The organism is Streptomyces sp. NPDC020681, from assembly GCF_044334895.1.
GTDB lineage: Bacteria > Actinomycetota > Actinomycetes > Streptomycetales > Streptomycetaceae > Streptomyces.
On sequence record NZ_JBIRTX010000014.1, the window covers coordinates 148,421 to 161,922 of the forward strand.

The 13,502-nt window shown below is 71.1% G+C and carries 12 protein-coding genes; 9 read left to right on the forward strand and 3 right to left on the reverse strand.

Annotated elements, in window-relative coordinates; all coding sequences use genetic code 11:
* Positions 1 to 81: 81 nt before the first annotated feature.
* The 4 genes from ACH4YL_RS28825 to sucD all read left to right on the forward strand — a co-directional run bounded on the left by ACH4YL_RS28825 (position 82) and on the right by sucD (position 4,260).
* Entirely contained in the window at positions 82 to 912 is an 831-nt protein-coding gene (locus ACH4YL_RS28825; RefSeq protein WP_398510356.1) for a hypothetical protein, read from the forward strand.
* A gap of 109 nt (positions 913 to 1,021) precedes the next feature.
* Positions 1,022 to 1,831 (forward strand): hypothetical protein, encoded by an 810-nt coding sequence (locus ACH4YL_RS28830; protein ID WP_398510357.1) that lies wholly within the window; start codon positions 1,022 to 1,024, stop codon positions 1,829 to 1,831.
* Between the two features lie 347 nt (positions 1,832 to 2,178).
* The gene (gene sucC, locus ACH4YL_RS28835; protein ID WP_398510358.1) at positions 2,179 to 3,360 is read left to right on the forward strand and encodes an ADP-forming succinate--CoA ligase subunit beta; all 1,182 of its coding nucleotides are present in this window, start codon (positions 2,179 to 2,181) and stop codon (positions 3,358 to 3,360) included.
* A 15-nt stretch (positions 3,361 to 3,375) separates the two neighbouring features.
* The gene (sucD, locus tag ACH4YL_RS28840; RefSeq protein ID WP_398510359.1) at positions 3,376 to 4,260 is read left to right on the forward strand and encodes a succinate--CoA ligase subunit alpha; all 885 of its coding nucleotides are present in this window, start codon (positions 3,376 to 3,378) and stop codon (positions 4,258 to 4,260) included.
* 87 nt (positions 4,261 to 4,347) lie between these two features.
* Here sucD and ACH4YL_RS28845 read toward each other — a convergent pair whose 3' ends face one another.
* Positions 4,348 to 5,811: a helix-turn-helix domain-containing protein gene (locus tag ACH4YL_RS28845; protein ID WP_398510360.1), complete on the reverse strand. Its 1,464-nt coding sequence runs from the start codon at positions 5,809 to 5,811 to the stop codon at positions 4,348 to 4,350.
* 116 nt (positions 5,812 to 5,927) lie between these two features.
* Here ACH4YL_RS28845 and ACH4YL_RS28850 point away from each other — a divergent pair, with 116 nt between their 5' ends.
* Complete coding sequence (locus tag ACH4YL_RS28850) at positions 5,928 to 7,382, forward strand: DUF6350 family protein (RefSeq protein ID WP_398510361.1); 1,455 nt, start codon at positions 5,928 to 5,930, stop codon at positions 7,380 to 7,382.
* A gap of 43 nt (positions 7,383 to 7,425) precedes the next feature.
* Here the strand turns inward: ACH4YL_RS28850 and ACH4YL_RS28855 are convergent, their stop codons facing one another.
* Positions 7,426 to 8,187, reverse strand: a complete 762-nt coding sequence (locus tag ACH4YL_RS28855) for a hypothetical protein (RefSeq protein ID WP_398510362.1) — start codon at positions 8,185 to 8,187, stop codon at positions 7,426 to 7,428.
* Between the two features lie 236 nt (positions 8,188 to 8,423).
* On the opposite strand from ACH4YL_RS28855, the gene purN reads away from it, so the two are divergent.
* Together purN and purH are read left to right on the forward strand one after the other, a co-directional pair.
* Entirely contained in the window at positions 8,424 to 9,077 is a 654-nt protein-coding gene (gene purN / locus ACH4YL_RS28860) for a phosphoribosylglycinamide formyltransferase (RefSeq protein WP_398510363.1), read from the forward strand.
* Positions 9,074 to 10,636, forward strand: coding sequence for a bifunctional phosphoribosylaminoimidazolecarboxamide formyltransferase/IMP cyclohydrolase (gene purH, locus ACH4YL_RS28865; RefSeq protein WP_398510364.1), 1,563 nt, complete (start codon positions 9,074 to 9,076; stop codon positions 10,634 to 10,636). Before purN ends, purH begins: the two co-directional genes overlap by 4 nt.
* Positions 10,637 to 10,728: 92 nt before the next feature.
* Here the strand turns inward: purH and ACH4YL_RS28870 are convergent, their stop codons facing one another.
* Entirely contained in the window at positions 10,729 to 11,310 is a 582-nt protein-coding gene (locus tag ACH4YL_RS28870) for a hypothetical protein (protein WP_398510365.1), read from the reverse strand.
* Between the two features lie 293 nt (positions 11,311 to 11,603).
* On the opposite strand from ACH4YL_RS28870, the gene ACH4YL_RS28875 reads away from it, so the two are divergent.
* Positions 11,604 to 12,470, forward strand: a complete 867-nt coding sequence (locus ACH4YL_RS28875) for a bifunctional methylenetetrahydrofolate dehydrogenase/methenyltetrahydrofolate cyclohydrolase (protein WP_398510366.1) — start codon at positions 11,604 to 11,606, stop codon at positions 12,468 to 12,470.
* 183 nt (positions 12,471 to 12,653) lie between these two features.
* The gene (locus tag ACH4YL_RS28880) at positions 12,654 to 13,235 is read left to right on the forward strand and encodes a DUF3017 domain-containing protein (protein ID WP_398510367.1); all 582 of its coding nucleotides are present in this window, start codon (positions 12,654 to 12,656) and stop codon (positions 13,233 to 13,235) included.
* Positions 13,236 to 13,502: the final 267 nt, after the last annotated feature.

Below are 13,502 nucleotides of genomic sequence, written 5' to 3' on the forward strand. Positions count from 1 at the left end.
GCAGCCCCGGGAGACTCGTGCGAGCATCGTCCCGATCGCCGTGGAAGGTCCGCTTCCGCCGACTGGGAAGGTCCACTCGTCTTGACTGCCGCAGCTGCTCGTTCCGCTGCCGTCCTGCGCGCCCTGCGCCGGGCGGCCGTGGAGCGTCGTGCGGTGCGGGTGCTGCTGTTCCTCGGCGGTCTGCTGACGGCCGGTTTTCTCTACGGCGGCCAGGCGCACGCGGCCGAGTCCACGCAACCGGTGCAGGTGCAGCCCGCGGCTGCCGCCCCGGCGAGCGTCGGGTCGCCGGCCCGTACCGCCGCGGAGCAGGAACTTCGGCGTGTGGCAAAGGACTCGTCGGAAGCCGTGACATCGGCGGCCTCCTCCGCAGTGGAGACCGTCCGGGTGGCTGTCGAACCGGTCCTGGAGACCGTGGACACAGTCACCGCACCGCTCACCGAGGTCCCGGACGAGGTGCTTCCGGCACCGCTGCCGCCTTCGGGCAGTGGCGCGGATCCGGGAGGTACGACACCGCTCCCGGCCGACCCGTCCGCGGGCCACTCCGCGGGCCCGGCCACCGCCAACGGCCTCGCGAGCGCCGGGCGTTCCGCCGAGAGCGAGACCCTTGACGCGTTCCGGTACGCCTACGTGCCGGCCGATGGCGGCGACGCGTACGCCGGTGTCCTCGACCGGCCGAAGGGCGACACGCGCCAGGAGCGGAACGGCCCCGCGCAAGCGCCCGTCAAGCCCTGTGACTTTGTGCCCGGCGCGCTCCAGCAGTCCGGTGAGACGCACTCACCGCGCTCCGGCGACCAGCAGGCGGCGGCCGGCGCGTACGGCGTCGAGTTCGCGCTCGTGCCCGGCGCGGGCAGTGCCGCGGCAAAGGCGCCGACCCGCGAACGACCCCGCGACATCCTCGAATTCCCCGGCTAGGGCAGTCCGTTCACCCGCCCAAGACCTCCCGCGCGGGGGTGGGACAGGTCTGCCCGCCAATCCGGAATGTTCCGGACAGCCGAACGAATTCAAAGGAATTGACGCAAGCATGCACAAGAACATTCGCCGTTCCATAGCCGTAGCCGCGACAGCCACTGGTGTGTGGGCCCTTGGGACCGCTGCCGCCAGTGCCGACGAGCTGCCCGTCTCCGTACCGCTCGCCACGCCGGACCAGGCGGCCGACGCCGTCGACGACGTGAAGGCGGAGGTCAAGGACGTGAAGACCGAGGTCAAGGACCGCGTCGAGAACGTCCAGGACGTCGAGGACATCAAGAGTGTCGAGGACGTCCAGGGCGAGATCGACTACCTCTTCGGCCCGCTCGCCGACTTCGCCCCGCACCTCGAGCAGACCGGTCCGATCGTCGACGAGACCGCGACCGCCGTGCTGCCGCCCATCGCCGCCACCGCCGTCGAGGAGGTCGTGCCGGTCGCCGGCCAGGCCGTCGGCGACGCGGGCGTGCTCGCCAACGGGGTCGTCGGTGACGTCACGCCGTTCGCGGGCGGTGTCGTGTCCGAGGTCGGTCCGTTCACCGGAGGCGTCGTCTCCGAGGTCGGTCCGTTCGCGGGCGGCGTCGTCGGCTCGGTGCAGCCGGTCGTCAACACCGTCGTCTCCCACGTCCAGCCGCTCACGCACGGCGTCGGCGGCAGCGCCGGCAACCTCGCGACGGGTGTCGTCGGCGATGTGACGCCGTTCGCGGGCGGCGTGGTCTCCGACGTCCGGCCGTTCGCGCAGCACGTGACGGACACCGTCACCGCCGATGTCCAGCCGCTCGCGGGCAACGCCGTCGGCGGAGTCCAGGGCGTCGTCACCGCGGTGACTCCGAGCTACGCCCCCATGTCGCCCTCGTACGGCATCTGAGTCCCGCGCACGCGCGGCGGCGACAGGGAATCACCGGCCCGGCCCGGTGACCGGGCGGTCCTCATTGGGGTGAGGGCCGCCCGGTTCCGTGAGACAGGCGTCCGCAGCCGTACAGGCGGCAGCGCAAGATCGAGTAGCGACCGTCGTCGCGATCTGTGACTGTTATCACCACCCATGTGTGATCTGCGATTTAGGGACCTACGCCGCACGGGGATAACCTGCGGGACGGACATGCCGCGCCCTCGGACATCGTGTGCGCCTCCCTTGTGACTCGCAGTCACGTTGCCCTTCGCGGCACGCCCACGCAGACAACGAACCGCGAGAAATCAGAAAAGGGACGGACGCGCGTGGACCTGTTCGAGTACCAGGCGAGGGACCTCTTCGCCAAGCACGGTGTACCGGTGCTGGCCGGTGAAGTCATCGACACGCCTGAGACGGCGCGCGAGGTGACCGAGCGTCTGGGCGGCAAGTCGGTCGTCAAGGCGCAGGTGAAGGTCGGCGGCCGTGGAAAGGCCGGCGGCGTGAAGCTGGCCGCCACCCCGGACGAGGCCGTCGCCCGCGCGACGGACATCCTCGGCATGGACATCAAGGGCCACACGGTCCACAAGGTGATGATCGCCGAGACCGCGCCGGAGATTGCAGAGGAGTACTACGTCTCGTACCTCCTCGACCGCACCAACCGCACCTTCCTCGCCATGGCGTCCGTCCAGGGCGGCGTGGAGATCGAGGTCGTCGCGGAGGAGAACCCCGAGGCCCTCGCGAAGGTCCCGGTCGACGCCAATGAGGGTGTCTCCCTGGAGAAGGCCCGCGAGATCGTCGCCCAGGCGAAGTTCCCGGCCGAGGTCGCCGACCAGGTCGCGGACATCATGGTGACCCTGTGGAAGACCTTCATCGAAGAGGACGCGCTCCTCGTCGAGGTCAACCCGCTGGCCAAGGTCGCCGACGGCCGCGTCATCGCGCTGGACGGCAAGGTCTCGCTCGACGAGAACGCCGACTTCCGCCAGCCCGAGCACGCGGCGCTCGAGGACAAGGACGCAGCCAACCCGCTCGAGGCTGCTGCCAAGGCCAAGAACCTCAACTACGTCAAGCTCGACGGCGAGGTCGGCATCATCGGCAACGGCGCGGGTCTGGTCATGTCGACCCTCGACGTCGTGGCGTACGCCGGTGAGAACCACGGCAACGTCAAGCCCGCCAACTTCCTCGACATCGGCGGCGGCGCCTCGGCCGAGGTCATGGCGAACGGCCTCGAGATCATCCTCGGCGACCCGGACGTCAAGTCCGTCTTCGTCAACGTCTTCGGTGGCATCACCGCGTGCGACGAGGTGGCCAAGGGCATCGTCCAGGCTCTGGAGCTGCTGAAGGCCAAGGGCGACGAAGTCACCAAGCCGCTGGTCGTGCGCCTCGACGGCAACAACGCGGAGCTGGGTCGCAAGATCCTGTCCGACGCCAACCACCCGCTCGTGCAGCGCGTGGACACCATGGACGGCGCGGCCGACAAGGCCGCCGAGCTCGCCGCGGCTGCGAAGTAAGGGATTCGGACCACCATGGCTATCTTCCTCACCAAGGACAGCAAGGTCATCGTCCAGGGGATGACCGGCTCCACCGGCATGAAGCACACCAAGCTCATGCTGGCCGACGGCACCAACATCGTCGGTGGCGTGAACCCCCGCAAGGCGGGTACGACCGTCGACTTCGACGGCACCGAGGTACCGGTGTTCGGCTCGGTCGCCGAGGCGATGGAGAAGACCGGGGCCGACGTCTCCGTCCTCTTCGTGCCGCCGGCGTTCGCCAAGGCCGCTGTCGTCGAGGCGATCGACGCCGAGATCCCGCTGGCCGTCGTCATCACCGAGGGCATTGCGGTGCACGACTCCGCCGCCTTCTGGGCGTACGCGGGCAGCAAGGGCAACAAGACCCGGATCATCGGCCCGAACTGCCCCGGTCTCATCACCCCCGGCCAGTCCAACGCCGGCATCATCCCGGGCGACATCACCAAGCCCGGCCGCATCGGTCTCGTGTCCAAGTCCGGCACGCTGACCTACCAGATGATGTACGAGCTCCGTGACATCGGCTTCTCCTCTGCCGTCGGCATCGGTGGCGACCCGGTCATCGGCACGACGCACATCGACGCCCTCGCGGCGTTCGAGGCCGACCCGGACACCGAGCTGATCGTGATGATCGGCGAGATCGGCGGCGACGCCGAGGAGCGTGCGGCGGACTTCATCGCGAAGAACGTCACCAAGCCGGTCGTCGGTTACGTCGCGGGCTTCACCGCCCCCGAGGGCAAGACGATGGGCCACGCCGGCGCGATCGTGTCCGGCTCGTCCGGCACCGCCGCGGCGAAGAAGGAGGCCCTTGAGGCCGCGGGCGTCAAGGTCGGCAAGACTCCGACCGAGACGGCCAAGCTGGCGCGCGCCATTCTTGCGGGCTGACCCGGCTTTACCGCCTTACCTTCGCGGCAACTCCGTATGTACGTGTGGGCCCGCACCTCCTTGTGAGGCGCGGGCCCACACGCATGCTCAGCGGTTCTGCGGCCGTAGTCGTTCCGGCCCGTGCGCCGGGTTGTCGAGCAGCTTCTTGCGCAGCTGCTCGGCGTGCTTCGTGAGCGCCTGCGGACCGCTGAGCGGTGGCGGTACGCCCACCACCTGCCGGCCCACGGGAAGCGGCGGTTCGTACCGCGTCGGGGCGTTCACCAGCGTGAAGGCGGTGGCGCCCATGATCACCGTGGCGATGGTGAGCGCGGAACGCGTCCACAGCCTGGCGCGGCGCTCGCCGCGCGTCCGCACCTCACGGGCCGGAGCCAGCTCCGGCACCGGAGCGTCGCGTGCGAGCGCGGCGAGCTGTTCGTGCAGGGCCTCCGGCGTGCTGAGTTCCGGCAGCCGCTCCGCGATGGCTTCCCGGGCGTGCAGTACGCGGTTCGCCGCCGCCGGAGTGGTCGCCTCGGTCTCGGCGGCGGTCTCGGGCAGATCGAGGCCGATCCCGTCGTAGAGCAGCAGCGTGCGGCGGTACGAGGGCGGCAGTTCGAGCAGTGCGTCGAGCAGCGCGCGGCGCTCGCCGTCGACCGGTGCGGTGTCGGGGCGGCGGTGCGCGCGGCGCAGCCGCTTCCACGGCGACATGGCGAATTCGTACGCGGCGGCCCGCACCCAGCCCACGGGATCCCGGTCGCGGGCGACCTCGGGCCAGTGCTCCCAGGCGAGATGGAAGGCGCGCTCGACGGATTCGCGGGCGAGCCGGCGGCGGCCGGTGAGCAGGAACGTCTGGCGTACGAGGGCGGCTGCGGCGTAGGCGTACAGGGCGTCGAAGGCTTCGGCGGGGGTGAGGCCGACGGGTTCGGGAGATGTGGGCACCGGCTCTCCCTGGGGCTCGTGAGGCTCGTGAGGTTCGGGCGGTTCGGGCGGCCCCAGGTTGTCCCGGTTTGCGGCCATGGGTGTCTGCGCCTTCGACGGCGCCCGCGTTTCCGCCTGCGCTTCCGCTTCCGGCTCCGCCCGCGCCGGTCTGTGCGGCTGCGGAGGGGCCGGGTTGGCCGGGACCGTGGGCGGCTTGGCGGCGCGTTTGGCCGCGGCCATGGGCCGGGTGGTGGAGTGGGCCTGCTTGGCGCGGCGGGTCTGGGCGAGGGTCTGGACGCACTTGACCGGTGAGCTCTCGGCCTGCGGGGACTTGGGCTCGGGTGCCGGTTCGGGCTTCGTGATCGAGGACTTGGCCTGCATCGGCTCCTGCGCCTTCTTCTGTTCCTGCGCCGTGTCCTGTTCCTGCTTCCGTGCGATGTCCGGCGCGTCCTCGAGCGCGGCCAGCAGCCTCGCGTACGCCGCGCGCTTGCGTCCGCGGGGGTTGCTCCGGCCGGTCTCCCAGGACCGGACCGTCGTCTTGGTGACGCCGACCGCCTCTGCGACTTCCTGCTCACTCATCGCCTTCGACTCGCGCAGCCTGCGCCGTTCCTTCGCAGAGGGGAGGGGGATGGCGGAGGGCGTGGTGCTCTTCGTCATCCAGGGCCCCCCGCGGCGCTGCACTCGGCGAAAAAGTACATAAGCGTATCTTGAGCGACACAACGGCCATTCGCCCGTTACGCGGATAAAGCGCGTGTCGTTGGCAGCATGGCCGCGTGACCCAGACGACCGATCACAGCCTTGCGATGCAGCAGGCGCCGGTACTTGTGCAGGGCGGCCGGAGGCGCGCGCTGGCCGCGTGCCTGGTGCGCGGGGCCACCGCGGCAGGGCTCGGGCTCGGCGCGCTCGCCGTCCTGGTGATGGTGTTGTGGATCAGCTCCCCGTATCCGGACAGCGGGCCGAGCGGAGCGCTCCATGTCGCGGCGGGGCTGTGGCTGCTGGCCCACGGCACGGAGCTGGTACGCGCCGACACGCTGTCCGGGCAGCCCGCGCCGGTGGGCATGGTGCCGCTGTTGCTCGTCGCGCTGCCCGGCTGGCTGGCGCACCGGGCCGCGCGGGACGGGCTGCTGCCGGACGAAGGACGGCCGCGGCCGTCGCCGCGGGGTGCGCTGTGGGCGGTGACCGTGGGATATCTGCTGGTCGGCGCCGCCGCGGCGGTCTACGCGGCGAGCGGTCCGCTGGCGCCGGTTCCGCCGAGCGCGCTGCTGCATCTGCCGCTGGTGACGGTGGTTGCCGCGGCGACCGGCGTGTGGACGGCGATCGGGCGGCCGACCGGACCGCTGCCGGGATGGCTGCCGGAACGGGTGCGGGTGCAGCTGGCCCGTACGCGGATCGCGGTCGCGCTGCGGTCCGCCGGGGCGGGCGCGCTGGTGCTGCTGGGCGGCGGGGCGCTGCTGGTCGCCGCGTCGCTGGTGTGGCACGCGGACGCGACACAGGACTCGTTCCTGCACCTCTCGTCCGTGTGGTCGGGCAGGCTCGCGGTGCTGCTGCTCGGGCTGGCACTGGTGCCGAACGCGGCGGTGTGGGGTGCGGCGTACGGACTCGGCCCCGGTTTCGCGATCGGTACGGGAGCGACGGCGACGCCGCTCGCCCTGGTCGGCGACCCGGCGATGCCGCGCTTCCCGCTGCTGGCGGCGATTCCGGCGGAGGGGCCGGGGACGCTGTGGAACTGGGCGGCGGTGGCGGTGCCGGTCGGTGCGGGGCTGGTGATCGGCTGGTTCACGGCCGGGCGGGGGTCTGTGCGGTACGGCAAGCGGGAGACCGCGCTGACGGCGCTGCTGGGCGCGGTCGGCTGCGCCCTGCTCGCGGCGATGCTGGCCGCTGCGGCGGGCGGCGCCATGGGCACGGGCCGGTTGGCGGAGTTCGGTCCGGCGTGGTGGCTGACCGGGGCGGCGGCGCTGGTGTGGTCGGCGGGGGTGGGGGTGCCGGTGGCACTGGGGGTGCGGGCGTGGAGAGGACGGGGGATGCCGGCGGCGCCGGTTCCGGAGCCCGAGCCGGTGCCCGCACCTGCATCTGCACCGGCACCGGAGCTGGTGCCGGATGTCGAGGGCCTGGACGACATCGATGACGCGGACTTCGATCCGTACGACTTCCCGCCGGCGAAGGCGGTGACTCCGGCGGACGCGGAGGTCCCGGCGGAGCCGGAGGTCCGGGAGCCGGGGGAGCGGTAGCAGTTCCCCAACGGCAAGCCCCGGACCCCCGGAACCCGCGCGGCTACTCCTTCACGCCGAGGAGTCCCTCGAGCGGGTCCGGAAGCAGGTCGTTGCAGGCCAGTTGGCCGTCCTTGGTGAGGGCGTCGTTCACGCACGTGTAGTAGTCGCGGTAGACCAGCTGCGCCGTGAAGCCCAGCGCCACGATCACCAGCGCGATGCTCGCCATCACCAGGCCGCTCACCGCCGCCGTCAGCTGCGGCTTGGTCGGGCCCTGCGGCGGCGCCGGCGGCGCGGGTTCGTCAGGATTCGACGGGGTGCGGAGTTGCGGCTTGGCGCGCAGGGAGCTGATCGCCCAGTACAGCGCCAGCGCGCCCAGCAGCAGCGCGATCTCCGGGAAGTCGAAGAGCGCGAAGAAGAACGCCCACATGCCCGCGAGCAGCGCATACCGCGCCCGGCGCTGGGCGGGGTCGGTCGGGTCCCAGCGCAGCGCCGGGCCGCCGCCGTCCTTGCCCTGGCGGTCGCCGCCGTTGTTGCCGGTCGGCCCGTTCTGGCCGCCGAAGCCGCCGCCCGACCGGCCCGGCTGGCGGCTGCTCCACTGGCTGCCCCGGCCGCTGCGGTCGTCGGACGAGCCCGAGGACGAGTCCGAACCGGATGAGTCGGAGGAGTCGGAGGAGGAGGAATCGTCGCCGTTCGCGGGACGGCGCGGCTGCCACGGCTGGTCGGGCCGTCCCTCCGGCGGCGGCGCGAAGGGGTTGTTGTCGTCGGTGGACTGGCGCTCCCGCGGCAACAGGAGGTCCGTAAAGCGGCGGCGTCGGTCCGGCATCTGGTGAACGTCTTCCCCTCAGACCCAGTCGCACATGGGGTCTTGTGTCGTTGTGCCCGCCGAGGGACGGGCCTGTCCCCAGACGCTACCTCCCGGCCACGCCCCCGTCCCGTGGGGGCCGAGCTGTGTGCCGGTATCGTTGCTGACGGTCGGGCCCTTTGTAGAGTTCCCCGTATCGAGGGGCGCGATTCGTTCGTACGACCGCACAAACCACGTACTGCACCGCGCGAAGCACCATGAGAAAGAGACCCGCCGTGGCCTCCGCAGCCCCCTCCGCCCGACCTGCCCGCCTCGTGGTCCTGGTCTCCGGCTCCGGCACCAATCTCCAGGCCCTGCTCGACGCCATCGCCGACGACCCGCAGGGGTTCGGCGCGCGGGTCGTCGCCGTCGGAGCCGACCGGGACGGGATCGCAGGCCTGGAGCGCGCCGAACGCGCCGGGCTGCCCACGTTCGTGTGCCGCGTGAAGGACTTTGAGACGCGTGACGCCTGGGACCGTGCGCTGGCCGAGGCAACCGCCGCGTACGAACCGGATCTCGTCGTCTCGGCCGGCTTCATGAAGATCGTGGGGAAGGAATTCCTCGCCCGCTTCGGCGGCCGCTGCGTCAACACACACCCCGCCCTGCTGCCCAGTTTCCCCGGCGCCCATGGAGTGCGTGACGCGCTCGCGTACGGGGCGAAGGTCACCGGGTGCACCGTCCACTTCGTCGACGACGGCGTCGACACCGGCCCGATCATCGCGCAGGGCGTGGTCGAGGTCCGGGAAGAGGACGACGAAGCCGCTCTGCACGAGCGCATCAAGGAAGTCGAGCGAGCGCTGCTCGTCGAGGTCGTGGGGCGTCTGGCCCGTAACGGCTACCGCATTGAGGGACGAAAGGTAGTTTTCCCGTGAGTGTTGAGGCTGGGACGCGGGCCATCCGGCGAGCGCTGGTCAGTGTCTATGACAAGACGGGTCTTGAGGAGCTCGCCCGCGGTCTGCACGAGGCGGGCGTGGAGCTGGTCTCCACCGGCTCGACCGCGGCGAAGATCGCCGCGGCGGGTGTGCCGGTGACCAAGGTCGAGGAACTCACCGGCTTCCCGGAGTGCCTGGACGGCCGGGTCAAGACGCTGCACCCGCGCGTGCACGCCGGGATCCTCGCCGACCTGCGGCTCGAGTCGCACCGTGAGCAGCTTGCCGAGCTGGGTGTGGAGCCGTTCGACCTGGTCGTCGTGAACCTGTACCCCTTCCGCGAGACGGTCGCCTCCGGCGCCACTCCTGACGAGTGCGTCGAGCAGATCGACATCGGCGGCCCGTCGATGGTCCGCGCCGCGGCGAAGAACCACCCGTCGGTCGCGGTCGTGACGGACCCGGACGCGTACGCCGCGGTCCTCCAGGCGGTCAGGGAGGGCGGCTTCACGCTGGGGCTGCGCAAGCGGTTCGCCGCGGCGGCCTTCCAGCACACGGCGGCGTACGACGTCGCCGTCGCGTCCTGGTTCGCCTCTTCGTACGCGTCGGCGGACGAGTCGAACTTCCCGGGCTTCCTCGGTGCGACGTACGAGCGCTCGAACGTGCTGCGCTACGGCGAGAACCCGCACCAGGGCGCCGCGCTGTACGTCAACGGCAATGGCGGTCTGGCCGATGCCGAGCAACTGCACGGCAAGGAGATGTCGTTCAACAACTACACGGACACGGAGGCCGCGCGCCGTGCCGCGTACGACCACGCCGAGCCGTGCGTGGCGATCATCAAGCACGCCAACCCGTGCGGCATCGCTGTCGGTGACGATGTCGCCGAGGCGCACCGCAAGGCGCACGCCTGCGACCCGCTGTCCGCGTTCGGCGGCGTGATCGCCGTCAACCGCCCGGTGTCGGTGACGATGGCCGAGCAGGTCGCCGAGATCTTCACCGAGGTCATCGTCGCTCCGGCGTACGAGGACGGCGCGGTCGAGGTGCTGGCCCGCAAGAAGAACATCCGCGTGCTGCGCTGTCCCGACGCGCCCGCCTCTCCGGTCGAGATCAAGCCGATCGACGGCGGCGCGCTGCTCCAGGTCACCGACCGGCTCCAGGCCGACGGCGACGACCCCTCGAGGTGGAACCTCGCGACCGGCGAGGCCCTGTCGGACGCCGAGTTGGCCGATCTCGCGTTCGCCTGGAGGGCCTGCCGCGCGGTCAAGTCGAACGCGATCCTGCTCGCGAAGGACGGCGCGTCGGTCGGCGTCGGCATGGGCCAGGTCAACCGCGTCGACTCGGCGAAGCTGGCGGTGGAGCGCGCGGGCGAGGAGCGGGCGCGGGGCGCGTACGCCGCGTCCGACGCGTTCTTCCCGTTCCCGGACGGCCTGGAGATCCTGACGGCCGCGGGCGTCAAGGCCGTGGTGCAGCCGGGCGGTTCGGTGCGTGACGAGCTCGTGGTGGAGGCGGCGAAGAAGGCGGGCGTGACGATGTACTTCACGGGGACGCGGCACTTCTTCCACTGAGGGCCGTACAGCCTGAGGTCCGTACAGCCTGAGGGCCGCGCACCCGAGTCGGGTGCGCGGCCCTCAGGCGTGCCTCGCTGCGAGCGTACGGATCAGACGCGCTGACGCTCGAACCAGGCGCCGCCGTCCGACTTGCCCACGAACACCGTGACCAGGATGGCCAGTACGGTGTGCGCCAGGCCCACGATGATGAACGGGTAGATGCCGAGGATCGCCGTGATGATGCCGAAGACCATGGTGGTGATGCGGATGCCGTTGCCGCCGCTGCCGAACTTGACGGCGAGGAAGATGGCGAGCGCGCCCCAGAGCAGGACGGCGACACCGAGGCCGTAGATCGCGCCGGACGAGAAGTCGGCCAGGTCCTGGAACTGGACGTCGTCCTTGAGCGCCGGGTCGTCCTTGGCCTTGTCGATGGCCACGCCGGTGAAGATGAAGAGGATCGCGCCGATGACCTGGAAGCCGGCGATCACGTAGAGCATCACGCGGGCCGCCTTGACGCCGCCCGGCATCTCGGTCGGGCCGCCGGGGTAACCGCCGCCGTAGGGCTGGACCGGGGGCGCCTGCGGGTAGCCGTAACCGGGCTGGCCCTGGGGCTGTCCCTGCTGGGGGTAGCCGTAGCCCGGCTGACCGCCCTGCTGCTGGCCGTAAGGGTTGTTCGGGTCGCCGAAGCTCATGGCGGTTTTCCTCCGTTGGAAAATGCGGGGACTGCGCGGTCCGAGCGGAGGAACGTCACAAGATCAGCGGATTGGCCCCCCAACACTGCCCGCGGTACTGCGCGGCTCATCGTCGTATTAACGTCGACTTTTTGTCCAGTCGAAGACCGTATGTGTTGTGCAAGTGCAACCTCCAGTTACGGCCCGGCGCGTAAGGGATCCGACGTCGGCGGAGCGGCCCGCGGAGCCAGGAAACAGCGCCTCGAAACGGGCCTGATTGGAACCGGGGCGGGTCCATCCGCGAGGATGGGGCCATGACTGCCCAGATTCTCGATGGCAAGGCCACCGCAGCCGCGATCAAGTCCGATCTGACCGTCCGCGTGGCGGCCCTCAAGGAGCGTGGAATCGTCCCCGGTCTCGGGACCCTGCTCGTCGGGAACGACGTCGGCAGCCAGAAGTACGTGGCGGGCAAGCACCGCGACTGCGCGGAGGTGGGCATCGCCTCGATCCAGCGCGAACTGCCCGCGACCGCCACGCAGGCCGAGATCGAGGCGGTCGTACGTGAGCTCAACGCGGACCCCGAGTGCACGGGCTACATCGTTCAACTCCCGCTTCCCAAGGGCATCGTCACCAACCGGGTGCTGGAGCTGATGGACCCGGCGAAGGACGCGGACGGACTGCACCCGACGAACCTGGGCCGGCTGGTGCTGAACGAGAAGGCGCCGCTGCCGTGCACCCCGGCGGGCATCATCGCGCTGCTGCGCCGGCACGGTGTGGAGATCAACGGCGCGCATGTCGTCGTGGTGGGCCGCGGGGTCACGATCGGGCGGCCGATGCCGCTGCTGCTGACGCGCAAGTCCGAGAACGCGACGGTGACCCAGTGCCACACCGGTACGCGCGACCTCTCCGCGCAGCTGCGGCAGGCGGACATCATCGTGGCGGCGGCGGGTGTCCCGCACCTGGTCAAGCCGGAGGACGTCAAGCCGGGCGCCGCGGTGCTCGACGTCGGCGTCAGCCGCGACGAGAACGGCAAGATCGTCGGCGACGTCCACCCGGGCGTCACGGAGATCGCGGGCTGGGTGGCCCCGAACCCGGGCGGCGTCGGCCCGATGACCCGCGCGCAGCTGCTGGTCAACGTGGTCGAGGCGGCGGAGCGCAACGCGGCCGCCGCGGCGGTCTGACGGGGAGAGGCCGACCCCATGGCGGTACGCACGAACGACGACTCGGACGACCCGACACCGGAGAGGGGCACCGGGGTGGGAGCGGATGCCGAGCCACAGCGTGCGGCTGACGCCGACGGCGCTGCCGACGTGGATGGCGCCGCCGGTGCGAAAGATTCCGCTGGTGCGAAGGATGCCGCGAGCATGAACGGCGCTGCGAGCGCGAACGGTGCTGCGGGCGCGAATGGTGTCGCGGGCCGCGTCGGAGAGGGCGCGGGCGGACCCGACGCCGATGCCGATGAGGCCGCCGGGCAGGGCGGCACGCACCCCACGGCCCAGGCCGGTACCGCCGGGCACGCCTACGCCTCCGCCCGCGCGGGCGAAAAGTCGCCTTCCCGACGGCCGCCCTCGCTCACCCGGGACACCGCGCGGCCCGAAGGCGGTGGGCGGGCAGCTCCCGGGGACGCGTCCGCGCCTGCGCGGCAGTGGCCGTTGCTCACCGTGCTCGCGCTCGCCGGGCTCGGGCTGATCATCGTCGGCACCAACGCCTTCGCCGATGCCTTCCGCGTCGGCGTCATCCTGATCGGCGTCGCACTGATCACCGGTGCCGTGATGCGCCGGGTTCTGCCGTCGGTCGGCATGCTCGCCGTACGGTCCCGGTTCACCGACATGGTCACGTACGGACTGCTCGGCGTCGCCATCACACTGCTCGCCCTGGTGGCGCAGCCCAAGCCCTGGCTGGACCTGCCGTTCCTGGAGGACGCGGTGCACTTCACCGTCCGCTAGCGCCGTTTTCGCGCCGGCGACAACGTGACGGCGCCCGTCCTCTCCCCCGAGTTCAGGACGGGCGCCGTCGTGTGTCCAGAGTCATGGACGCGCCAACCGCGTACAAGGGACAACTGATGCCTGTGGCACGGAAGTGACCATTCCGCCACGGTGTGATCGTCGGGCTACGGATGGGAGACTGAGGCGGCAGCGGGGGCGGGGCGCACAAAGAGGCGCGACCTGCGTTCCGAATGCTCCCGTGCACGCCGATGAACGGAACTGACATCC